The 23,095-nt window shown below is 40.6% G+C and carries 28 protein-coding genes; 25 read left to right on the top strand and 3 right to left on the bottom strand.

Annotation, left to right across the window (positions count from 1 at the left end):
- Positions 1-17 precede the first annotated feature (17 nt).
- The 17 genes from I592_RS08870 to I592_RS08805 all read left to right on the top strand — a co-directional run bounded on the left by I592_RS08870 (position 18) and on the right by I592_RS08805 (position 11,898).
- A complete protein-coding gene (locus I592_RS08870) occupies positions 18-308 on the top strand; it encodes a hypothetical protein (RefSeq protein WP_010780549.1) in 291 nt (96 codons plus the stop codon).
- A gap of 139 nt (positions 309-447) precedes the next feature.
- The gene (locus tag I592_RS21620; protein WP_010780551.1) at positions 448-612 is read left to right on the top strand and encodes a hypothetical protein; all 165 of its coding nucleotides are present in this window, start codon (positions 448-450) and stop codon (positions 610-612) included.
- On the top strand, positions 609-818 hold the full coding sequence (locus I592_RS08865) for a hypothetical protein (protein WP_010780552.1): 210 nt from the start codon (positions 609-611) through the stop codon (positions 816-818). Before I592_RS21620 ends, I592_RS08865 begins: the two co-directional genes overlap by 4 nt.
- A gap of 49 nt (positions 819-867) precedes the next feature.
- Complete coding sequence (locus I592_RS08860; protein WP_010780553.1) at positions 868-1,164, top strand: hypothetical protein; 297 nt, start codon at positions 868-870, stop codon at positions 1,162-1,164.
- Between the two features lie 14 nt (positions 1,165-1,178).
- Positions 1,179-3,677: a phage/plasmid primase, P4 family gene (locus I592_RS08855; protein ID WP_010780554.1), complete on the top strand. Its 2,499-nt coding sequence runs from the start codon at positions 1,179-1,181 to the stop codon at positions 3,675-3,677.
- A gap of 262 nt (positions 3,678-3,939) precedes the next feature.
- Complete coding sequence (locus I592_RS08850) at positions 3,940-4,347, top strand: DUF3206 domain-containing protein (protein WP_010780555.1); 408 nt, start codon at positions 3,940-3,942, stop codon at positions 4,345-4,347.
- Between the two features lie 2 nt (positions 4,348-4,349).
- Positions 4,350-4,565, top strand: coding sequence for a hypothetical protein (locus I592_RS08845; protein WP_010780556.1), 216 nt, complete (start codon positions 4,350-4,352; stop codon positions 4,563-4,565).
- A 3-nt stretch (positions 4,566-4,568) separates the two neighbouring features.
- Entirely contained in the window at positions 4,569-4,949 is a 381-nt protein-coding gene (locus I592_RS08840; RefSeq protein ID WP_044926182.1) for an HNH endonuclease, read from the top strand.
- A gap of 133 nt (positions 4,950-5,082) precedes the next feature.
- Entirely contained in the window at positions 5,083-5,238 is a 156-nt protein-coding gene (locus I592_RS20965; protein ID WP_010780558.1) for a DUF2292 domain-containing protein, read from the top strand.
- A 68-nt stretch (positions 5,239-5,306) separates the two neighbouring features.
- The gene (locus I592_RS08835) at positions 5,307-5,780 is read left to right on the top strand and encodes a phage terminase small subunit P27 family (RefSeq protein ID WP_010780559.1); all 474 of its coding nucleotides are present in this window, start codon (positions 5,307-5,309) and stop codon (positions 5,778-5,780) included.
- Complete coding sequence (locus I592_RS08830; protein WP_010780560.1) at positions 5,777-7,471, top strand: terminase large subunit; 1,695 nt, start codon at positions 5,777-5,779, stop codon at positions 7,469-7,471. Before I592_RS08835 ends, I592_RS08830 begins: the two co-directional genes overlap by 4 nt.
- Positions 7,437-7,622: a hypothetical protein gene (locus I592_RS21970; protein ID WP_010780561.1), complete on the top strand. Its 186-nt coding sequence runs from the start codon at positions 7,437-7,439 to the stop codon at positions 7,620-7,622. The genes I592_RS08830 and I592_RS21970 overlap by 35 nt, the downstream gene beginning before the upstream one ends.
- A gap of 3 nt (positions 7,623-7,625) precedes the next feature.
- On the top strand, positions 7,626-8,801 hold the full coding sequence (locus tag I592_RS08825; RefSeq protein ID WP_010780562.1) for a phage portal protein: 1,176 nt from the start codon (positions 7,626-7,628) through the stop codon (positions 8,799-8,801).
- On the top strand, positions 8,794-10,320 hold the full coding sequence (locus I592_RS08820) for a phage major capsid protein (RefSeq protein WP_010780563.1): 1,527 nt from the start codon (positions 8,794-8,796) through the stop codon (positions 10,318-10,320). Before I592_RS08825 ends, I592_RS08820 begins: the two co-directional genes overlap by 8 nt.
- A 53-nt stretch (positions 10,321-10,373) precedes the next feature.
- A complete protein-coding gene (locus I592_RS08815; RefSeq protein WP_010780564.1) occupies positions 10,374-10,658 on the top strand; it encodes a head-tail connector protein in 285 nt (94 codons plus the stop codon).
- A complete protein-coding gene (locus I592_RS08810) occupies positions 10,645-10,980 on the top strand; it encodes a phage head closure protein (RefSeq protein WP_010780565.1) in 336 nt (111 codons plus the stop codon). The genes I592_RS08815 and I592_RS08810 overlap by 14 nt, the downstream gene beginning before the upstream one ends.
- A gap of 300 nt (positions 10,981-11,280) precedes the next feature.
- Positions 11,281-11,898 carry a hypothetical protein gene (locus tag I592_RS08805; protein WP_010780566.1) on the top strand — a complete coding sequence of 206 codons (618 nt, stop codon included), beginning with the start codon at positions 11,281-11,283 and terminating at the stop codon, positions 11,896-11,898.
- Positions 11,899-12,136: 238 nt separating this feature from the next.
- Here the strand turns inward: I592_RS08805 and I592_RS08795 are convergent, their stop codons facing one another.
- The gene (locus I592_RS08795; protein ID WP_010780567.1) at positions 12,137-13,132 is read right to left on the bottom strand and encodes a homing endonuclease associated repeat-containing protein; all 996 of its coding nucleotides are present in this window, start codon (positions 13,130-13,132) and stop codon (positions 12,137-12,139) included.
- A 254-nt stretch (positions 13,133-13,386) separates the two neighbouring features.
- On the opposite strand from I592_RS08795, the gene I592_RS08790 reads away from it, so the two are divergent.
- From I592_RS08790 to I592_RS08770, 5 genes are all read left to right on the top strand, one after another.
- Entirely contained in the window at positions 13,387-13,614 is a 228-nt protein-coding gene (locus I592_RS08790) for a hypothetical protein (protein WP_010780568.1), read from the top strand.
- A 237-nt stretch (positions 13,615-13,851) separates the two neighbouring features.
- Positions 13,852-14,232 (top strand): hypothetical protein, encoded by a 381-nt coding sequence (locus tag I592_RS08785; protein WP_010780569.1) that lies wholly within the window; start codon positions 13,852-13,854, stop codon positions 14,230-14,232.
- Positions 14,233-14,281: 49 nt separating this feature from the next.
- Positions 14,282-15,007: a DUF2922 family protein gene (locus tag I592_RS08780; RefSeq protein WP_010780570.1), complete on the top strand. Its 726-nt coding sequence runs from the start codon at positions 14,282-14,284 to the stop codon at positions 15,005-15,007.
- 173 nt (positions 15,008-15,180) lie between these two features.
- Positions 15,181-15,963 carry a DUF4357 domain-containing protein gene (locus tag I592_RS08775; protein WP_010780571.1) on the top strand — a complete coding sequence of 261 codons (783 nt, stop codon included), beginning with the start codon at positions 15,181-15,183 and terminating at the stop codon, positions 15,961-15,963.
- A 102-nt stretch (positions 15,964-16,065) separates the two neighbouring features.
- Complete coding sequence (locus I592_RS08770) at positions 16,066-16,566, top strand: flavodoxin family protein (protein ID WP_010780572.1); 501 nt, start codon at positions 16,066-16,068, stop codon at positions 16,564-16,566.
- Between the two features lie 40 nt (positions 16,567-16,606).
- Here I592_RS08770 and I592_RS08765 read toward each other — a convergent pair whose 3' ends face one another.
- Positions 16,607-17,413 (bottom strand): Cof-type HAD-IIB family hydrolase, encoded by an 807-nt coding sequence (locus I592_RS08765; RefSeq protein WP_010780573.1) that lies wholly within the window; start codon positions 17,411-17,413, stop codon positions 16,607-16,609.
- Between the two features lie 268 nt (positions 17,414-17,681).
- Between I592_RS08765 and I592_RS08760 the strand changes: the two genes are divergently transcribed.
- Both I592_RS08760 and I592_RS08755 read left to right on the top strand, forming a co-directional pair.
- A complete protein-coding gene (locus tag I592_RS08760) occupies positions 17,682-18,884 on the top strand; it encodes a multidrug efflux MFS transporter (protein ID WP_010780574.1) in 1,203 nt (400 codons plus the stop codon).
- Positions 18,885-19,056: 172 nt separating this feature from the next.
- Entirely contained in the window at positions 19,057-19,233 is a 177-nt protein-coding gene (locus tag I592_RS08755) for a hypothetical protein (protein WP_010780575.1), read from the top strand.
- A 168-nt stretch (positions 19,234-19,401) separates the two neighbouring features.
- Here the strand turns inward: I592_RS08755 and I592_RS08750 are convergent, their stop codons facing one another.
- Positions 19,402-19,581, bottom strand: a complete 180-nt coding sequence (locus I592_RS08750; protein ID WP_010780576.1) for a YjzD family protein — start codon at positions 19,579-19,581, stop codon at positions 19,402-19,404.
- A gap of 245 nt (positions 19,582-19,826) precedes the next feature.
- Here I592_RS08750 and I592_RS08745 point away from each other — a divergent pair, with 245 nt between their 5' ends.
- Positions 19,827-23,084 (top strand): DNA polymerase III subunit alpha, encoded by a 3,258-nt coding sequence (locus I592_RS08745; RefSeq protein ID WP_010780577.1) that lies wholly within the window; start codon positions 19,827-19,829, stop codon positions 23,082-23,084.
- Positions 23,085-23,095: the final 11 nt, after the last annotated feature.

Here is a 23,095-nt window from a genome sequence, read left to right as displayed (position 1 = left end):
TAATAGGAGGAACTGAAATGAAAGAATCATCAAATTATAAACAAGTCATTAATTTATTAGATAAAGCGCACGACGAGGCAGACGAAAAAACGGCTAAACTTTTAACTTGTGAAGCATCCAGTCGCTTAGATGATTATTTGGAACAAAAATACAATGTTAAACAACCAACGATCACTGAGCTTGTCCGAAGTATTTTTGAATTATCAAATATAAGTTTAGTCGAATCGGACCTTAACATTGACGATTTGCAAGACTTAATAAATCGAGATGTATGGTTACTTAGTGAAATGTTAGGAATCAAACTATGAGCAAAAACTATGATCGAGAACAAAGAAAAAGCCTTATCCATAACAGTCTTGGCGGACTGGATAAAGGCAACTTAATTGGGATAAAACCCGATATTCTTTGATCCGATTATACCATAATAAAAAATCGGAGGGAATCATTATGAAACGAAACTTAATTATCGCAAGTATATTAATCGGCGGAATTTTCGGCTTATTACCAGAAATCATTAAAATAGCCATCTTTACAGGTCTAGCGGTGTATCTATTCTTCAAGTATGACGAATGGTCTTACAACTATGAGCACAAGGTCGGAGGTGCTGAATGATGAGTAAGGATGAATTAATTAGAGAAGCCAATCATTTGGAAAATTCCTTAATTGGGCTGGAGGAATACGTCTCCGATAGATGTTCAATGAGTAGTTCAGTTACAGCAGATGATCTTAGTGGATTAAACGGATTGGTAGTTGCTATCAAAGCCTTGTCAGAAAAGCATGCAGAACATTCCATTAATTATTTGGAGGTGTCCGAATGATTTATATAGGAATATTATCATCTAAAATTTTGGAGCGAGGTGAAAGTGCATGAGTAAAACTTTACTGGAAAAACAATATGATCCGACAGGCAAGCCAACTGGACGAATACTTATGGTGGATCGCTGGGGCTTCAAGGAAATTCCTATCGATACACCGATATTATCTCATGGGGCTACGGTTGGAGCTGGAAATGATATAGATAGAGAAAATACTATTTCTGTTTTAACGGATGTGGATGGTGATAGTAATCCACGATGGATCAGTTTTGAAGCCCAACAGGTGTGGCTCGTGTTTAACGATCGATTTAATGAAGATGGCACACCAAAGGCAATTTTTGCTAGTTAGGGGAGGGAAGTTTATTGGCATTATTAGCAACCGATAAAATACGTGAACCAGTTTGGGAAAACATTCCGGATGAAATGAAAAAATACAATCACTGGCTTTGTTGGAAGGCTGTTCCTGATAAAAAAGAACCAGAAAAAATGAATAAAGTCCCTGTCGATTTAAACGGGCAATTTTTATATGGGTGGCAAGAAAGGAAGCTTTTTGAATTTTCAGAAGTGAAGCGAGCTGCCAAAGCTGATTATGCTGATGGTATCGGTTTTTCTCCAATGAATACACCTTTTCAATGTGTGGATTTAGACAATGATAAAGGCATTGAATTCATCAGTGGAGAACTTCAAGCAATCGCCAACTCTAGCTATGCTGAAAAAAGTCCGTCTGGACGTGGATTACACGTTTGGGTAATTGGAAACGTTCCTAGTGATATTGGACGTAAACGCAAAACAGCGAACGGTGAAGAAATAGAATTTTTTACTAATACTGGATGGGTGACAGTCTCCGGAGATCGCTACAACGATTTAGAACCACAGAAAAGCCAAAAAATGATTGATTTTATAATTAAAGAATATGGTTTTAAAAAAGAGAAGCCAAAACCGCAACCGATGATTGTAAATTATGAACCTAATAATTTAAGTGAAGCTGAAATTATTCGAGTAATGAACCAATCAAAAGCAGGTAGCAAAATTTCTTCTCTAATGCGTGGAGATATTAGTGACTATAACGATGACCGGTCATCAGCAGATCAAGCATTAGCAAATTATTTAGCCTTTTTCTCTAAGAAAGATTATGGAATGATGGACACCATTTTTAGACAGTCGGGGCTATATCGTGAAAAATGGGATAAGAAACACCGAGGCGACGGCGCTACCTATGGACAAATTACATTAGAAAAAGCGATTGCAGATACTACAAACGTTTATGATCCTAAAAAGAAAGATAGCTATTCCATATCATTGCCAGGGCTGACAGCAGAAACTCATGAATCTATTCATATTAATAACGAATTAAGCGAGATTACTAAACAATCTGAAAAAATTATTGATCTGGAAGAAAGATCTGCTTTTGTAGAAGGTGCCACAAATCGATTGAATAATGACACACCTAAATGGTTTTGGATTTCCCCAAATATTAAAAAAGATAAAGATGGTCATGCAAGTAGCGCAACTTTTAAATATGGATTTAATCATGAGGTAATGGGAAATCTAATTATCCAAAGGCACCATTTACTACGATTTCCTAAGTTGTTAGAAGGTGCTGTTTATGAATCAGAAAAAGGTGCATGGCGGTATTTTGGTAAGAACGAGCTGGTAATGTTTGCTGAGAAAATTTGTCTTGAGGAGTTACAAATTTGGGGTTTTTACAATCAAAAATATATATCACCAGTTAAAACATATGTAAAACAAAAAACGTACGATCCTAGTTATTCAAATAGATCACCTTTTGAAGATAGTAACCCAGCGTTAGTACCATTCAAAAATGGAACGTATAACATTTTGACCGATGAAATAAGTTCCCATAATCCATTGAATTATATCCTTATCTCTTATGATTACAACTTGGATATGTCGGATAAAGCAACAAAAGCAACTGATAGATTTTTTAATGATTTCTTTGGTGAGGCAGCATTATTCATGAAACAGTTCATTGGTTATACATTCTATCGAAGTCATGCACCAGCCCAAGATTTAGTGTTTTTATACGGTGAAGGTGGGGAAGGAAAATCAAGTTTTCTGAATATGGTGGCTGAATATTATGTTACAAAAGAAAACCGTACAGCGCTAACACCGCAAGAACTAACCGAAGAAAAATTTTCGATAGTAGAATTATTGGGTAAAGCCTTCAATATTAGTGGAGATATTGATGATGACTACATTAGTCAGACAGGGATTTTGAAACGTTTAACAGGATCAGACGCTGTCAAGGGTGAATTTAAAGGGATTCAAGGGTTTACTTTTATAAGCCACGCTAAGCACATTTTTAGTATGAATGCCTTCTTTCATTTTAAAGATATAAGCCCAGGGTTTGCTGATCGTCTTACAGTTGTACCAATTACTATTGGTAATCAACGAAAAGAAGGTGCAACTTTTTGGAAGAATCAAGACTTGGAACAGATTGAGAAAGAAGCGCCTGCATTTGTCTATGAATGTATTAAAGAATTTAGAAAAATATTCGATGGCAAGAAAGCTACTTTCTCACGGTCCGAGGGTATGCGACAAACTAAAGCCGAATGGTTGTTTGATAATGACCGAATAGGGCAATTTGTTTTTGAATGCTGCAAGATTGATAATGCCGAAAATAGAGGGGAAATTGCGACTACTGTTTACTTAGAATACAAAGCGTTTTGTATGCAGAATGGATTTAAGCCGCAAAGTAAGATTGAGTTGACTAAGTACCTAAATAAAAAGTTCGATGTACCTAGAAAAAAGCATACTAGAGGTTTTAACGATGGTGGCAGTCATAAAGAACGGTATACAGGATTGAAATTAATTTCCACATACCACATAACTAATGAATAATTGTCCCTATTCTGTCCGATTTTTTTCTCTATTTTGTCTGACAGAAAACCTTATGTATCAAAGGGTTGTCCCTATTGTCCCTATTTTGTGCTAATTCTTTTAAAAAAATAAAAAAGCAAAAAAGTATCAGTAATATTTTATATAAAGAAGTAGCGTAAAAAGTCGGACAATAGGGACAATCGTTGATATACCAAGCTTTAAAAAAGTTGAACTACGGACAATGAAGGGAAAAAAGACAGACAAGCTAAACAGGAGGAAACAAATGCTAAATTTCATATCTACTAACAAAGCACCGAACTTTCAATATACAAAAGAAATCGGTCAAGTATTAATGAACACCTTATCGTTCAGTGTGGCATTGCAAACGAAAGATTATTCTACCTTTTCCCCCGAAGTGTTGGAGCAAATGGAGAGAGAACCTGAATGGTTGTATGATATTACTAATTGGCTGCAAGTGACAATCGTTAATTCTTTATTGCAGAGTGATAACTACGATAGCATAGATGAGATCGTGAGAGAGTTTAATTGTTTATTAAGCCTTTATGATGTGGCAAGACAACGCGAATTTACACCAAGTGAGAATCATTTATTTTTAAACATTCACGATAAGTTCTTGGCGTTGTTACTGACTGATGAAGAATTAATAACTTATTTATTGGAGGTAGGATAATTATGTATATGGAAAGTATTAAATACTTCAATGGTGAGAAACACATTGAGTATTCAAACACTCAAGAAGATGTAGACTTTATTAATTTTGAAGAAGATAAAATCGCTAAAGTTAATTTTAAAGATGGAACATACTTAAAGATAGTTTCGCCTTATATTGAATACAAATCAAAATGGGAACAAGATGGTTCTGACGAACGAGATCGCTTTGGTTGGTAATCTATGCCAGTTAAAAAACAATGTAATCATGCTGGGTGTAAAGTATTGGTCGATTATAGGCAAAAGTATTGTGAGAAGCACAAAGCGGAACAAACAACGGTTAAACGTGAAGAAAGAAAGCAAAGCGAAGGTAAATATTTTCAATTCTATCAAAGCAGAACATGGCGAAAAGCTTCATATTTGTATCGATTAAATCATCCAGTGTGTGAAGATTGTCTAGAAGAAGGTCTGATAAGAAAAGCTGATGTTGTAGATCATATAATTGAGATAAAAGATGATTGGACTAAGCGGCTTGATGAAAGTAATTTCCGTTCACTATGCCATACACATCATAATACTAAAACAACTAGAGAAAGAAGAAAGCGTAAAAGTGACTCCCTTTAGTTATAAGGGGGCTTGTGTGAAGTCTGCTGACAATCGATGCCTACTCATTTTGGTACAAATAACCATTGTAAAAAGGCATAAGGGTAATTACAAATAACGATTACAGTTGTAACCATAAATGAAAGAGTATATAATGAAAGTAGGAGATTTAGTGGAAAATACAGTTGTCATTACTGATGAAACAGGAAAACAACGTACCGTCACATTACCGCATTTTGGACAGGTAACCATCCAAATGCAGAACGGAAAAATCATTTATATAGATAAATTAGACAAAGAAAAATTCTGATCGAAAAACGAAGGAATGTTGGCTTAATTGCTGGCGTTCCTTTTTCTTTTGTCTGAAAGGAGGACAACATGGGACACCCAAAAATATTAGAAGATACAAAAGGCAATATATCAAGTGAAGAAAAGGCTGTCCGTGTGGACGCTAGAGAAGAATTGTTCAAGCAACAACCGTTAATAAATATCACGCCCCCCGATTGGATGGCAGCGAGCGCTAGAAGTGAATGGAATCGTGTCATCGTGGCATTAAAAAAAGATTATCCATTAAGTGAAACGGATTATGGGTCATTGGTCGCTTACTGTTTAGCTTTTTCGAGAATCAAAACAGCAGAAGCTGAGATAAGAAAATCAGGAACGTTTATCACATGCGAAAACGGAGTAAAGAAAGCTAATCCAGCAGTTCGGGTTCAATCTCAAGCTATGAGTGATTTGAAGAAGCAAGCAACTTCATTAGGTATGACTTTAGAATCACGATCAAGACTAGCTTTGAACAAGGTTAAAAATGATGAACCCGAAGACCCATTCAAAGAGTTGATGAGTTCATGAATGAATATATAGAAAAAGTCTTATCAGGCAAGCTGATTGCACCAAAAAAGATTATCCAAGCGTGTGAACGCCATATAAGCGATTTAGAGCGTTCCAAATCAGATAGCTTTCCTTATGTGTTTGATGAAGAACAAGCCAACAAAGCAATTAGATTCATTGAGTTGTTACCTTCTACGGACGGCAAAGGGATCAAGATGTTGGGTTTTCAAATGTTCATCATTGGCAGTCTTTATGGCTGGCGTACTAAAGAAGGGAATTACAGGCGATTTAATCGAGCGTTTATCAGTAAATCACGTAAAAATGGGAAGACGTATATCGCTAGTGGCATGGCTGCTAATGCGTTGATAGTGGAACAGGAGCCAGCAGAAGCAAGGCAAGTATTGTTTGTATCAAATGCTTTAAAACAAGCTAAATTGGGCTATGATATGCTGTCTAATTCACTTAGAAACGTGGTTAAATCTAGTAAGTTTTTAAGACCACAACTAAAAATTATGAACTCAAAAATTCAGCATTTACCTTCTAATTCATTTGCTATGGCACTAGCTAGTGAAACCAGTACGCTAGATGGTTTTGCACCAACAACCGCAATTCTTGACGAATGGCACGAAGCAAAAACTCGTAAAACTTACAACGTCATTAAATCAGGAATGACCCAACAAAAGAATGGTTTATTGTGTGTTATTAGCACCGCTGGGCTTGATTTAAACGTTCCTATGTATGAAGAATACGTATTGTTAGATCGGGTGTTAACGGGCGAAGAACAAGCTGACAGGTACTTCATAGCGATATGGGAATTAGATGATCCAGAAGAAATTCACGACCAAGAAAAATGGATCAAAGCAAACCCCATTTTTGAAAGTGAAGAAATCAAGAAAGTAATGATTCCAACTATTCAAGATGATGTGAACCTCGCTTTGAAACAAAACAATCTTAATTCTGTACTGGTCAAAAACTTCAATTTATGGAGACAAGCTTCAGAAGATAGCTATATGGCTACGGAAGACTGGCAAGCAACCGAAGTAGAACCACAAGATATTACAGGAAAGCCCGTTTATATCGGAGTGGATTTATCGAAAACAGATGATTTAACCAGTGTTTCATGGATTGTACCTCTAGATAACGGCGAGCTTTATTGTGATTCTCATAGCTTTGTAGCCACTAAATATGGGCTTCAAGACAAAGAAAAGCGTGACGGGTTGCCTTATAGGGAACTAGAAAAAGTTGGTGAGTGTTCCATTACTCAATTAGAAAGCGGGATTGTGGACTATGACCAAGTATTTGAGTTTATCCAAAGCTTAATCGAAATGAACGACTTAGAATGTATGGGAATTTGCTATGATCCGTATAACGCTAACAGCCTAATTTCTAAAGCTGAAAAAGCGAACTACCCAATGTTAGAAGTAAGACAGGGAACGATCACTTTAAACGTTCCGACTCGAACGCTTAGGGAACAAGTCTATGAAGGCAATGTTATTCATAATAAAAATACAATCCTCACTCATGCAGTGAATAACGCTATTTTAAAAACAGATAACAATGGGATTCAGATAAATAAATCGAAGAACAGCAACAAAATTGACCCGATAGCAGCACTTATCAATGCCTATGTATTTGCAATGGATTATTTCACCACAACGGAGGGAGCAAAAGCAGACAATGTTTTCTATACAAGTGAAGAATTTTCTTTCTAATAATATTCATACCGTCCTTTTGTTACTTGGGTTGGTGTGTATCTTAATCGCTATCACCTTACTAACAAATGTCTATTATGGCTTGTTAGCGCTGGGCGTAGTGCTTATTGGGATAGCGATTATGCTAAATATAGGACAGAAGGGAGGTTAAAAGATGGCGTTTTTTAGAGCGAGACAAAATACAATAGGAGATCCTTTCCTGGATCATGTGTTATCCATCCAATCAGATGATTACACCACCAATTTTACAAGCGTTCGTGCATTAAGAAATAGTGATGTGTTTGCAGCTATCCGAATCATTGCCAGTGATATTGCTTCTAGCCCGATTCAATTAGTCAAAAACAATATGCCACAAACAGATAATGCACTGGTGAAGGTACTAAACGAGAAACCTAATTCAGAAATGGACGGTTGGCACTTCAAGTTTGCTTTGGCGGTCAATATGCTGCTAAATGGGAATAGCTTTGCGGAGAACAAACGCAACGGTGAAAAAGTGGAAGAACTTCACTTGTTGCCTAATTCAAATGTGACAGTTACTCAATTAGATAATGGCAACTTGTCTTATCAGATTGGTGATAAAAAAAGACGTGTGAAGTCTAGTGATATTTTACATTTTAAATATTTCACCCAAGATGGATTGACAGGATTGCCACCGCTTTATGCGTTACGTGATGAAATGAAGATACAACAGGCTGGTAATCGAACATTACACAATTTCTTTGCTCGTGGTGTCAGTGGGTCAGGAATATTAAAGGTTCATAAATCAGATTTAGATGGATCAGCTAAAAATGCGATACGTGAAAAATTTGAAGAAGCCAACGGTTCAAGTAGCGGAGATAATGCACTAAGAACAATCATTCTTGATGAAACGATGGATTATAAATCTTTAGAAGTAAACACAGATGTTTTGAAGTTGGTCAATTCGAGTGATTGGACAACGAAACAAATTGCTAAAGCGTTTGGTGTACCGATTGAGCGTTTAGGCGTTGAAAATGAACACTCTAGCACGGTTCAAAGTAACTTGCAGTATATACAAAGCACGCTAATTCATTACTTTAATGTGTTTGTGAGTGAATTGGATACGAAACTTGAAACCAATATCCGTTTTAATTCCGATCAGTTGCTAGAGACTGACCCCGAAACGAAAGTTAAAAATGTGTTGGAGCAGGTCAAAGGGTCGCTACTCACAATTAATGAAGGACGTTCCAAAATGGGACTACCTCCAATGAATGGTGGGGATCGTTTACTCGCAAGTTTGAACTTTACTTACTTAGATACATTGGAAAAATATCAGCTAAAAGAACAGGAAGGAGTTACACCAATTGAATAATGAAGAAGAAAAAGAAAAACGTTTGACGGAACAGGCTGGACTATCCACAGATACCAAAGAAAATGAGCCGCCAAAAGAAGGTAAACAGACTGATAAGGGGAAAACTGTGTCAGGATATGCTTTTAAGTTCGGACAACCTTCAAAGGATTTAGGCGGATTTGTGGAAGTTATTACACCCGAAGCCTTAAAGGAAGTTGACTTGTCTAATGTGTTCTTATTATATGGACACGATTATTCAAAGCCACTAGCTAGTGTCAAAGCAGGTACGTTGAAATTGAATGTCGATGATACAGGATTACATTTTGAAGCAGAGCTAACCGACACGACCTATTCAAATGATGTGTATGAGAATATCTCAAAAGGGGTTGTTGATTCTATGTCCTTCGGGTTCGTGCTTGGATTAGATTCATTCGACAAAAAAGAAGACGGCACAATTGAACGATCAATAGATAAAATCAAAGCACTTAATGAAATTAGTATCGTGACCGTTCCTGCTTATGATTCATCAAATGTCCAAGTAAATAAGCGTTCTTATGAATCGTTTATGAGTAACTACCAAGCAAAAAAAACAAACAATAGCTTAGAATCCACTTCTAAAGCGCAAAAGGAGAGTAATAACATGGAAAAAACTTTAATCGATAACGAAAAAACAGAAATGCGTGGGTATGAAGAATATATCCGTTCACAAGGGGAAGTTCGTGATGGTGTCACTACTGTAAATGCGGCGGCAGTTGTTCCTGAAGAAGTAATCGGTGAAGTCTTTGACTTGAAACGTTCAAATTATAACTTAGCCCAATATGCAACAGTCAAAACAGTATCCAATGGGCAAGGAAAATATCCAGTAGCAACCAACCAACAAGCAGTGTTAGCAACAAAAGCTGAACTCGCTGAAATTGGAGATATCGACGCTGAAATGTTCACGCAAGTTGAATATAAAGCCGAAACACGGGCTGGAAAAATCGCCTTGTCTAATGAAGTTGTGGAAGATTCAGCAGTAAATATTGTACAAGAAGTTAAAGAACAGTTAGCAAAATTGGTTGAAAATACCGATAATAAGCATATCGTGAATTTATTGAAAACATTCACCAAGAAAACGGCTGCTACGTTGGATGATTTAAAACAACTTTATAATGTGGTACTTGAACCAGCGTTAAATAAAATGGTGATCTTGAATCAATCAGGCTATAACCACCTAGATACGCTGAAAGATTCAGATGGACGTTATATCTTACAACCGGATGTGACTGCTCCAAGTGGGAAATCATTGTTCGGCATGCCAGTGGTATTGATTGCAGATTCGTTGTTTGCCAATCCTAAAGCTGGAACATTCCCTATGGTTATGGGGGATATTGCACAATCCGTTTTTGTGGCTCGTAGAAATCAAGTGACGACTCAATGGGAAAAATTTGATTACTATTCTCAAGGTTTAGCGGTGATCGTTCGTAACGACTACAAAAAAATTGATGAAAATGCTTCAGTCTACATTGAATTTACACCAGTTGTAACACCAGAAGGATAGAAAAATATTGGGCGGCGGTTTATCCCGCTGCCTTTTTCATTAGGAGAGATAGAATGGTAAATTTGGAAAGCATAAAAAATAGCATGCGAATCGATCATACTATTGATGATTTCTTTATCAAGCAATTAATTGACACGGCAGGCGAATATATAAAAAGCGCCATTGATAGTAGCGCAACGGATAAAGATATGGATAATTATCAGCAATTTGATTTGGCAGTGTCTTTACTTGCTCAACATTGGTATTTGAACCGTCAAGAAGCCAACAGTGAACGGATACCAGTAACGGTACAAGCGTTGATTCAACAAATAAGAGGTGCTTATTATGCCGATCATTAAAAATGTAAATGAGCTGACCGAGAGAATAGCCTTTAAAAAAATGGAACGTGTGAAAGATGAAGATGGACAAATGGTGGAGAGTGAAGTAACTGTATTTGAATGTTGGGCTAATGTGCGTTCACAGTTGTTGAAAGATGTACTTGCTTCAATAGGAACCGTATTGGAAGGAACGTTGACGTTTATTATTCGATACGATCAAGATTATGAACTAACAAACGATATGAAAGTAGCTTGGAAAAACAAAAGTTATAAAATTATCTCAATTAATGAAGGAACGGCTTATAAAGACTTTACGACCATCATAGCTAAACTGATTTCTTAGACTGATTACAGTTGTAAACGTTGTAAGAATTTAGTATAATAGAGGTAGTAAATGAAGGGGGTAGCTGCCTAGATTTTGCAAGACTTAGCTAGTCGAAAGCTATTGTTGGACTGAAAATTGTAGGTGTGGTTGCAAACATGCTGGACTAGGAAAGACGATAGGTTATGAACGTTCTAAAATAGTCTACTTGAATGGTTAGGTTATTGTCTGGCGATTCAGGTGCGCTCTTTATGTAGAAATCAATTTTAGAACACGTCCTTTGTGGCGTGTTTTTTTGGTATAATAACATGAGGTGATTTAATGGATAAAGTTCAGTTTTCAAATTTTTATTGGAAATACTATCTACACTTGGAAAATGAGTTTATTAATACCACAGAATTTGTGATGCTAGATGAGAATAATTTCGAAACATTTTCTATTGAATATCAAAAGCTACTATTAGCGATTGGATCAGAATGTGAAATCATTTTTAGAGAACTTTGCGGATTTGATAGTGATGATACAAGTAAGAATATTGTTGATTTTAGAGATGAAATTAAATCAAGCAATTTAATGGATTTGAACAATCAGGTTCATATTATGGGAGTCTCTTCATTAAGCTTGATAGAACCTTTTGGGGAAACGTGGCCAAATCAAACACCAACATGGTGGAGAGAATATAATAAAGTAAAACATGGTCGTACTTTGAACTACAAAAAAGCAAACTTGGAAAATGTTTTGTATACTTTGGCAAGTCTATATTTATTAGAAGAATATTTGCATAGGAAAGTAAGAAAACAAAATGAGGAAGATTTTATAAGACCCGAATCAACTTTATTCGCACTATCGTGGGAAAGAAAATATTCTTCTATGGATAAAGTTACGCTTGAAGAAGTTGATCCAAGTTTTGTAGCTCCAATGCTTGATTATAAAAAATAAAAGAAAATTGACCCCCACGGCTTATTGAAGTTTTTGACCAGTCAGTGACCCAGACATGTTTGAAAAACGTTGATTCTGACTGATTCTATTATTATCTGAAAGGAATCCTTTTGCTTTCAAATAAGGGAATATGACAGTGTATTCAATATTTCTGTGATTCCCGTACCTTCCTTTTTATCTTACCTGTAAGCGCGGCTTTCACCGCGCTTTTTTTGTGCGCTGTTTTCAATTGTTTGCATCAGCAAGTCTCGTCTTGCTGGAGAGACTCTGTGTATTCCTTCAGCAGAGGGGCAAAATATTTTTCTTCGGCGGCTTTGCGCGCTTCAGCGGCTTTTTCGAGTGTTTTGAAGGTGCCTAGATAATATCTTTTGCCTTGGCAATCGATCCTCGCTTCATAGTGGTTGGATTTTTTATTGATCGTGACACCACGAACGCCTGTTTTACTGGATCTTGAGGGCTTGTTCGTGAGTCGGGAACGATTGTCTCGCTGAGGATTGTTCTTTTTTGCTTTGCTAGTGTCTTTTTTGGTCTTTTTCTTCGGAGCGGCTTCTGAAGGCGGCAACGTATGCCCATGGGCTCTAAGAAACGCTCCATAGGTGTCGTAGGTAGTTCTGATGGCTTTATAGTGTTTGAATTCGTTGGGCTGCGGGATGCGCTTATGTTCCGCAATGAAGGCGTCCAGTCTCTTCGCTAATTTCTCCTCTAAGGGTTGCGTTTTCCGTCCGGGAGTATTGGGCGGGAATCCTTGGCTGTGAAGAAACGCGTTATAGGAACCGAATTTTCTAACGATGGTCGTGTTCTGACCGAATTCTGTTGACGTTGGCGTCCGTCCATGTCTAGTAACGAAGACATTCAATTTGTCGATCAAGGCCTCTTTAGAAGCGGGATGGTTTCTTGAATCGAGGTAAAGAGAGGCGTAGCCACAGACTTTGATAAAGTTGATGTACGAGCCATAGTATTTATACACGTGACTGGCGAAGCCGAATTCGACGGATTTAGGCGTGCGCTTATTTTTATTTACAAATTCGTGAAGTCGTTTCTCTAGTTCACTTTTTGTCGGATGTGCAATGATTCTCGTTTTGCCAAAGCCTTGGCTTTCGAGGAACGCTGTATACGAGCCAAAAAATTTATGTATGATGCCATAATGACCGAACTCCTTTACTTTTGGGACGCGACCATTTTCTGTTACAAAGCTAGCTAGTTTTTGTATCAAATACTCTCTTGTGATTGCCACGGATGTGTCCTTCTTTCTTTTTTATTTTAAAAAACGTTATTTTATAGATTGTTGATCGACTGGCTTTTTGCTATAAGAAGACGATAGCACAAATAACCAGAGAAGACGTTGCCAACTTTTTTCTGATTTTTAATAGAAAAAAATAGTTCTTTTATTAGGTCGGCTAGTTGAAAGGAGCGTTGAATTCGCGAATCGGTACTTTTACGCGGCTTCTGCTATACTGAATAAAAGGTTTCAAAAAGGAGTGAAGGAAAATGGAAGAAACAGTATTCTTTAATTTGGGGAATGCTCTTGCTGCTAAACGGGACCCTAAAGAGCTGATGAAAGAGGCTCAGATCGTCAAAGACAACCGTGATCCCCTTGGAAAATTGGTGATCGTCGAAGGCGAGGGAAAGGAAGCCCTTATTTTGTTCGACTTGGCCGATCAAGAGGCGCCTTCTGAAAAGACCGAACCATTCAAAGTGAAAAAAATTATTGATTGATTTGACCTGTCCTCGTTGAAAAACGGGGCTTTTTTTGTCGGAAATCACCCCTTTTTACAATTTTTTTCACCTAATTATTGTTATTGATTAAGGCGATCAGGGTTGATGGGACAACAAATAGGGGAAAACTATTTTTATCTATTTTTTTTATTAAAAAAGTTGATAATGAAATATTTTAGGTTTTGATTTATCGTTGGGAGGTAGATATCTCAGACAGACAAGGAAGGAGGAAAAAGAATGGATACACAAGAGTTGACGCGGCAAAAATTGTTTGCGCTTTCTCGAAAAACATTGGAGAAACGAATCCGCAGCTATTACTTTCAAACAAACGATGGCAAGGCCACCATCGAGATGTTGATCACGCTGCAGGTTCGCGAAGAATTGACGAAGACAGATTTTCATATGGTACTGCGGTCACTGGTTCAGCGTATTTTTCTCAAGACACGTTCAACCGCCGCCATGCGCCGCTATTATCTTTATTTTTCTGATTATTTTACTAAGCAAGATTGGCACTTATTAACGGTGAAATTATTTCCCGTATTATCCTATAGCGAAGAAAACGAAGGACTTTCAGGACAAACGGTTTATGCCGCTTTAGCAGGAGCAGCCGAATCATGACAAGAAAAAGGGGAAGGAGCGTGACACTTAAAGAGAGAGGAGAAAACAGATGCACGTAACAACGACATTAGATGCGACATTCGCGCGAGGCGATGGCAAAAACCATCATTTTCGCTTAAAGGATTTTGATACAAGCAAAACCGCGGAAGACGTGAAAGCGTCTCTGACGAAATTAACGAAATTGGACTTATTTGAAAAAGACGGTGTTCGTCTGTTCAAGGAAGTTTTAGGCGCTAAGGAGATTCTCAAAAAGGTGACACCGATTTTTGATTCGGGCGCAAAAACAAAAAGAAAACCAAAGGCAAAAGATCCGTTGACACAGTTGATGGAAGCAGCCGGTGTGACGTCACAGGAAATCGCACCAGAAATAAGACCGGTTTCTGTACCGGAGAAACGTGAGAGACAGGGAAATGAGTTGGCGGCGGGTCCAGCAGCGATCGCCAACATTCGAATCCCAGAAGATCTGTCCATTGTCGAAGAGCGGCCAAAACCGGGCTGGCTGATCCAAAAGATCGCACTTCCAGCAGGTGCCGATCCGCGGGAGCTCACGGAACAGCAGGCGTTTATGCTGATCCTGGGGTGCTTGCCGCCGCATGCCTCCTTAGAGGACGTAGATGTGGATGATACTACGACTCCCGTCAGACTCCTCGTAACTGCCAAAGTGGAGGAGCCGCAGAAAATCAGTATTTCTGCAAATAAGGACTCGCCAACAAAGAAGTCTAAGAAAAAACGAAAGCGGTTACTCGATCGCGTACGTCGACGAGAATACGCATAAAGATGGCCCACGCTCCTGAAAAGTCCAACGTTGGCAGGAGCGGGGGAGCCGCAGAAAGTATTCTTGAGAGTAAAGCTTATTTAGGCTGGTTAGAAAGGCTTGATACAGGCAAATCATTCGACGCAGACCGCTTTTTTCTCTATGCTTAAAGAAAAAGATTTGAGGGATCGTCGATGATTCAGCTAAATGTAGAAATAGAGCAACACGTGACTACTGTTCGCTTTGGTGAACGAGGGGTAATGAACATTTATCGTGACTTGAAAGAACTGCCGAAACTTGAAGAAACCGAACTGCTGCTATATTTTAAGGGACGTGAACCGCAGGCGATCGACTACAGTCCAACGATCGATCCTGCGTCTCTAAAAAAAGCGGATAGTCTGGTGAAGATCTCGGTGCCGTGGGAAGTAGAAGGTCGTGACTTAGCCCAGCAAATGTTGGATGTGTGGCAGGAGAACGCGCTGAAAACGGCCGGGTTATTTGAGACGCAGAAAATTGCTACCAATCATTTTCCAACAGTGTCAGAACAGCAAAAAGAGCTCTTTGCTATTCTGGCAGCCTTTGGCTATGAAAACAAAAAAATCAAAGCCAAACCTGCGAAGGCGCAGCATCGTTGGAATAAAAAGGTCAGTGAAGTTTCTTTTTATGTGGATCACAAGGATTCAAAGGCTGAGGTGATTTGGCAAAAGCGCAATGAAATGCTGGTGAAGGCTGGTGCGAAGCTGACGCGGGAGATCCCTCTAAAAAAGGATGGCTCGATCGGATTTGACGGGCGTTTTGGGGAAAAGCTGAGGGCCGATCACGCAAAGCAATTCTCAGAGTTTACGACGACGGAAGATATCATTTTTAAAAGTGTGAATGAGACAGGACTCTTTCTTTACTTTGGCGGAACCAATGGGTGGCTGGTTCTGAAGGACAAAGATGGAAAGACGATCGACGAATACACAGTAGTGAATTAGTTCGAAAGGGGCGGCTTCTTTAAGAGGCGGCTCTTTTTTTGTAGTTGAAAAGGCCGCGCATTAAGGCGTACTATCGAAGAAAAGGGTAAAGGAGCGGTTCTTATGAAACTGGCAGTAATTTACTACAGCAAGACTGGGCAGACAAAGGAGATGGCGGAGACTATCGTAGCAGGAATGGAAAAGGCAGGCTGTGAAGGACGGCTCTTTTCAGTGGAGGAGCCTGTGGATGCCGCTTATTTGAAGGAATCCGCAGGCATTGTTTTTGGGTCCCCCACCTATATGGCGACGAGCCACTGGCGCATGACGCGTTGGCTGCTGGAGGAAAGCAAGGGAATTTCCTTTGCTGGCAAGCTTGGCGGAGGATTCGCGACTGCTCATTATGCGCAAGGGGGAAGTGACACTGCGATTCTTTCAATGCTTGGGGTTTTGCTGGTAAAGGGGATGCTGGTGTATTCCAGCGGTTCAGCCTTCGGACAGCCCTTTATCCATCACGGACCGGTGGCGTTGGATGCCGTGGGGGATCATTATGAGGAATCGAAGGCGATCTTCGAAGTCTTTGGGCAGCGCTTTGCTGAAAAGGCCATCGAATTGTTTGGAAAATAAAAAACTATGGAAGAGAATCAAAGGATTCTTCCCATAGTTTCTATAAATCAAGGTATTTCGTCAAATAGTCTGCCATACCGTCTTCGGTATTCGGCTTTTCGGTAATGTCGTTCGCAACGGATTTCAATTGGTCAGTTCCGTTTGCCATCGATACGCCCCAGCCGGCAAATTTCAACATATCGACGTCATTGTGTTCATCGCCGAAAGCAATGATGTCTTTTTGATTCATGTCGAGAGTGTCGATCACGCGCTTCAATCCGTGTGCTTTGTGAATGCCCTTAGCTACGACTTCCAAAATAGGATTTGGCCCGCCCCAAGTATTCACTTCCACCTCGTGTCCATACTGCTGCTTCAATTCTTCAGAAACGCTGCCGACATTTTCAGGCTGGCTCCGTAACAAAACAGAGGTTGGATTGGACTGCAAGGTATTGACGGTCAACAAATTCTCGTTCGTAGCAAAGTCGCTGGCGAAGAAATGCTGATCAAAGAAGTTCAAGTCGTCAATAAAGAACGTGTCGCGATTTTCCGCGGCGATAAAGTCCAATTTTAAGTTTTTCTTTTCCGACATCAGATCAAACACGATGCTCCGATTGAAGGATGTTTCTTGCTCGCCGATCCATGATTTTTCTGGCAGGTGAACGAGAGCGCCGTTAAAGTTGATCATCGGCGTAGTAAGCTGCAATTCTTGATAAAAGTTTTTACTCATGCGATAAGGGCGTCCTGTGGCGATCACAACGGAGTGACCATCCTCAATCGCGCGGCGCAGAGTTTTGGCGGTTTTATCAGTAATTTTTGAATCTTGATTCAGTGTCGTTCCATCTAAATCAATCGCGATCAATTTTTTCATAAAATCCCCTACTTCGTATTAGTGTATTTATTCTTTCAATGAAGAATAAGAATCGTTCTAAGCGTATATTTCATTCTGTAAAATGAAACAGAAAGCTTGTTTTCAATTTGTTTCAGTCTAGCACATCCATTAGAAAACGCAACCGGGGCGCTTAAAATTGATGAAAGTATTAATATTTTGTCCCGTTTGATAAGGGAAGAGAAAAGTTTTTTCTGTCTGATTCTGCTATAGTATAGAAATGAAAGAGGTAAGAAAGGGGATACAGAAGATGAAAATCAATTGGCGAAGAAATCTCTTGATTTCATGGATCGGTTGTTTTTTTACTGGTGCGAGCTTCAGTTTAGTTATGCCTTTTTTGCCAGTCTACATTGAAGAATTAGGAACACCCAAGTCGCAAGTAGATTTGTTTGCTGGACTAGCGATTTCAGTGACCGCCTTCTCTGCTGCGATCGTGGCACCTTTGTGGGGGAATTTGGCAGACCGCAAAGGCAGGCGGTTGATGATGGTCCGTGCCGCTGCTGGAATGACGATCACCATGGGCTCGTTGGCCTTCGTCTCAAATGTTTACTGGCTGTTGATCATGCGCTTCATGACTGGCGTATTGTCGGGGTATATGCCGAACGCGACGGCCTTGATCGCTTCACAGGCACCTAAGCAAAAGAGCGGCTGGGCACTGGGGACATTGGCTACTGGCGGAGTCGCCGGGAATTTGATCGGTCCGTTGATCGGCGGTCTATTGGCACAATGGTTTGGATTGCGAAATGTCTTTATCATTACGGGGATCATTTTGCTGATTTGTACGATTTTGACAGTCACGATGGTCAAGGAAGACTTTCAACCAATCGAAAAAGCGGATGTTATCAGCATGAACGAATTGCGCAAACGAATCAACTACATGCCGATTTTGATCGGATTATTCATTAGTTCATTGATCTTGCAGGTGGGTGTCACCAGCATCAGCCCTATCTTGACGTTGTACATTCGTGACCTGAGCGGCAGCAGCAGTAATGCCCTTGTCATCAGCGGGATGATCGTTTCAGTAGCTGGCGTATCGGCGATTGCTTCCTCACCAACATTAGGAAAAATCGGCGACCGCATCGGAAATCACAAGGTATTATTGGCGGGTCTCGTCTTGTCGCTGGTCTGCTTCATTCCGATGGCCTTTGTTAAAACACCCTTCCAGCTCGGTGTATTGCGCTTTTTCTTAGGCTTCTCAACCGGCGCGCTGATGCCGTCGATCAATACGTTGATCAGCAAAATCAGTCCGCCAGAAGGCGTGAGTCGTATCTTCAGCTATAATCAAATGTTCAATAATTTCGGACAAGTCATCGGGCCGATGCTAGGTTCGACGGTGGCGCATTCTCTCGGCTATCCCGCCGTCTTCTTAGTAACGAGCGCCTGTGTATTGGGCAACATTATCTTAAGTACCTTCAATTTCCGAAAATTGCTGTTAACGAATACTAAAATTTAGCTTTTGATTAGTAATTTTACTGAGGCTGTCCAATTTAGGGCAGTCTTTTTTTGTAAAAAATGGACAAAACCTGCTAATTTTTAGAGATGCATCCTAAGAGGGTGTGCGGGTGCTATACTTTAACTTGAGGACTATAAAAATTCTGGATGTATCAAAATGGGAGTGGGAAGCGATGAATAAAAAAAAGTGGTACCATCTTTTTTGGAAATCCGGCTACCAATGGATAGGCGGTGTAATTTTTCTGCTTTTTACGGATTTTCACTATAACCAATTGGTTTCGGCTGTTTGGTTCATAGTCGCAGGGATCAATTTGTATAGAGGTTTTCAGTGGTATCGAGTAGATCGTTGAGTTCTTTGGTTACATCGTTATAGGAATGATATCAGCGTCGCTTCATTCTAAACTGAAAAGCAAGCTGATTAATGGAGCGGGTAAGAGATGAAACATCGCTTATAACTTTCACTAACTCTAAATTTGAAATAAACAAAAAACCAGTTACAATAAAGTAACTGGTTTTGTTTAGGCATTGCTTTTTTTAGGAGACACAAAACGCGCAGCGATGAGCGCGATCACGCCGACAATAAGTGAAATAATCGTAGATAATTCGAAGTTATAAGAACCGCTTTGCAAGGCGCCGCCTAAATAACAAACGGCTTGTCCAATTGCGAAAGCCCAAAATAATGTCACTAAATATTTCATCCAGAGCACCTCTTTTCGCAGGGAATTCTAGGTTCAGTTTAGCATTTTTTTTGAAAATGTAAAGAAAAGACTGATGAAAGAAACTAGAAAAAAAGCGAACGATTATTTTTAAGTATAGAAAGCCATTCTGGCAGTTATTGTTCTGTTGTATAGTATGATAGACTGACAGAAGAAAGAGAATACCAGTTCTCCTTTCCTTAGCACTATGGGAAAGCAATGACACAAATACGAAGTAGGAGGAACTCATGCAAATCCCACAACTTTATACGAAAACTTCCTATTCTTTATTGAAAAGTACGTTAACGATCAGCGACTATGTGGCGTCAGCGAAAGCGCGCGGGTATACTGCTGTCGCGATCACTGATGAAAATGTGTTATACGGTGCGGTGGAGTTTTTCCAAGCGTGCCAAAAAAATCAAATGATAGGGATCATCGGGCTGGAATTGGATTTTTATTATGGGGAATCCACAGAGCGCGTGGTACTTTATGCCAAGAATGTGGCTGGGTATCAGGAATTGATGCGTTTATCCAGTACACGTATGATGGCGGAAAAACCGTTACCTTTGCAGGAATATAACTTAAACGGGGAAAATCTAATCACCGTTCTTCCCGTTGACGGACTATCTAATCCAATGGACGCTGTTTTTTCAGCCTTCGGGGAAATAGGCGAGGGTCAAAGGTATTTAGGCATCTCCCCTGCCACAAACCTGTCGTCGCTGCCGAAAAGCTTGCCGAAAATCGCGATCCATGAAGTCGCCTATTTGGAAACGACGCAAGCTTTTGCGATCAAGGTCATGAATCATATTCAAAACGGGAATCAAATTCCGCGGGAAGAACTGACCAATCAGCTCGGAGACAATTATCTGCTGGAGATGCAGACACTGGCGGACAGCTTCGAGGAGGAAGAAGCGGTGAGGCATGCGCAGCAATTAGTCGAGCAGTGTCAATTTGAGTTGCCGCTGCATCAAAAATTATTGCCTCATTATCCGGTTCCTACACAGCAGACGGCAGACGCCTATCTGCAAGAGCTTTGCTGGCAAAAGCTGCCGGAACGAATCGTCGACGTCACCGATGACTATCGCCAACGTCTGACCCGTGAATTGGGCATCATCCATAATATGGGGTTCGATGACTATTTCTTGATCGTTTGGGACGTGATGGATTATGTCCATCGCAGCAAAATCGTGTCGGGTGCTGGTCGTGGATCAGCAGCAGGCTCCTTGGTCGCGTATGTCTTGAGCATCACGGATGTTGATCCGATCAAGTATGACCTATTGTTTGAACGTTTTTTGAATCCCGAACGAAACAGCATGCCGGATATCGATTTGGATATTCCTGATAACCGCCGGAGTCAAGTGCTGCATTACGTCCACGAAAAATATGGGCATTTCCATGTCTCACAAATCGCGACATTTGGGACGATGGCAGCGAAAATGGTGCTGCGGGATGTAGGTCGTGTGTTCGGCTTATCCCAAAGTGAAGCCAATCGCTGGTCCAAAGCCATTCCCAGTCAGTTGAAAATTACCTTGCGAGAAGCCTATGACAAATCCGAACCGCTAAAACGATTGGTCGCCAGCGATGAACGCAGTGACCTGCTTTTCCAAACGGCTCTGACGCTGGAGGGCTTGCCTCGACACGTATCGACGCACGCAGGGGGAGTCGTGATCAGTGATGTGAATTTGATGTCCGTCGTGCCATTGCAAAACGGGTCTGAAGATATCCTGCTGACACAATTCACCATGACAGACGTTGAAGCGATCGGGCTTTTGAAAATGGATTTCTTAGGCCTGCGAAACCTCTCGATCATTGACAATGCGCAGCAAAATATTCGACGAGTCTACCGTGAGGAATTGAATTTAAAAAATGTCCCATTAGACGACCCGGAGACTTTGGTCTTGTTCCAACGAGGAGAAACTAGCGGTGTGTTCCAATTTGAATCGGCTGGTATCCGCAAAGTGCTGCGCAATCTCCATCCGACCTCTTTTGAGGATATCGTGGCGGTCAACGCATTGTATCGACCAGGACCGATGCAAATCATCGACCAATTCATTGCACGGAAAAATGGACGAGAACAAGTCACGTATCCAGATGTTTCTGTTGAAAAGATTTTGGCGCCGACCTACGGGTTTATCGTCTATCAAGAGCAGATCATGCAAGTCGCGGCTCAGATGGCGGGCTTTACTCTAGGGGAAGCCGACATCTTGCGTCGTGCCGTCAGTAAGAAGAAAAAAGACCTGTTAGATGAAGAAAGACGTCATTTTGTCAGTGGTGCCGTTTCCCGCGGACACAGTCAAAAAAGTGCGGAAGAAGTCTATGATTATATCGAGCGCTTTGCTAATTACGGCTTCAACCGGTCGCATTCTGTCGCGTATTCCTTTATCGGTTACCAAATGGCCTACATGAAGGTCCATTATCCGGGGGCTTTTTACACGGCGCTCATGCAGTCGGTGCGAAACGACCCTAAGAAGCTGCGGGAGTATATCGCAGAAGCGAATCGAGCAGGGGTCAAATTATTGCCGCCAGACATCAACCGCAGCAGCTACAGCTTTACTCTAGTAGAGAAGGACGTGATCCGATTCGGGCTGGATGCCATCAAGGGCATGCGACGGGATTTTGTCAGCGACGTCATCACCACTCGGAAAGAAGAGGGAGCCTTCAAATCACTGGACGATTTCCTGTTGCGAATCGAAACCCGCTGGCTGAAGAATGAATACGTAGCCCCGTTGATCTATGTAGGCGCCTTTGACGCACTCCATGCCAATCGAAAAGAGTTGGCAGATGGGCTGGAAGGCAAGATCCAAAACGTGCAATACAGCGGCGGGAGTATGTCCTTGCTGGATGTCATGAGTTTGAAGGAGCGTCCTTCCGACGATTTCTCGTTGGCAGAACGTCTGGATTACGAGGAACAATACCTCGGGTTGTATGTTTCCGGCCACCCGACTGAAAACTACCCGAAACTATTGAAGCAAAAGGATCTGCTGCCGATCACGGAGCTCACGGTGGGAAATCACGGAAAGATTCTCTTCTATTTAAAAGATATCCGTGAGATCCGCACCAAAAAAGGGGAGCAGATGGCATTTCTAACAGGGAATGACCAAAGCGGCGAAATCTCCTTGACCATTTTTCCGCAACCCTATCGACGCCTCCGCAACGAACTAGAGCTGGAAAAGGTCTATTATGTGCAAGGCAAAGTCGAACGCAGCCGGTATGACCAGGCACTTCAACTGTTAGTAGAAGAGTTGGTATTGGCACAGACGGCAGAAGATGCGATCAGCGACCGGACCCTCTATTTGAGAGTACAGGCGGAGCAAGATTCGCCTGGAATCCAACAAGGAATTGCCGAAAGATTGCAATTGGCCCCCGGAAAAGTGCCCGTAGTGATCTATTATGAAAAAAGCAAACGGAAGATTGTGCTGGATAAAAAGTTTTGGGTGGGGGTTAATGACACCCTCTTAAATGCTTTAAGTGACATATTAGGGGAACAAAACGTCGTAATAAGATGATTTCTTGTAAC

The sequence above is a fragment of the Enterococcus gilvus ATCC BAA-350 genome, from assembly GCF_000407545.1.
Classification (GTDB): Bacteria; Bacillota; Bacilli; order Lactobacillales; family Enterococcaceae; genus Enterococcus_A; species Enterococcus_A gilvus.
Note: the sequence above shows the minus strand (reverse complement) of the source record. Positions and strands in the feature narration are given on the sequence as shown.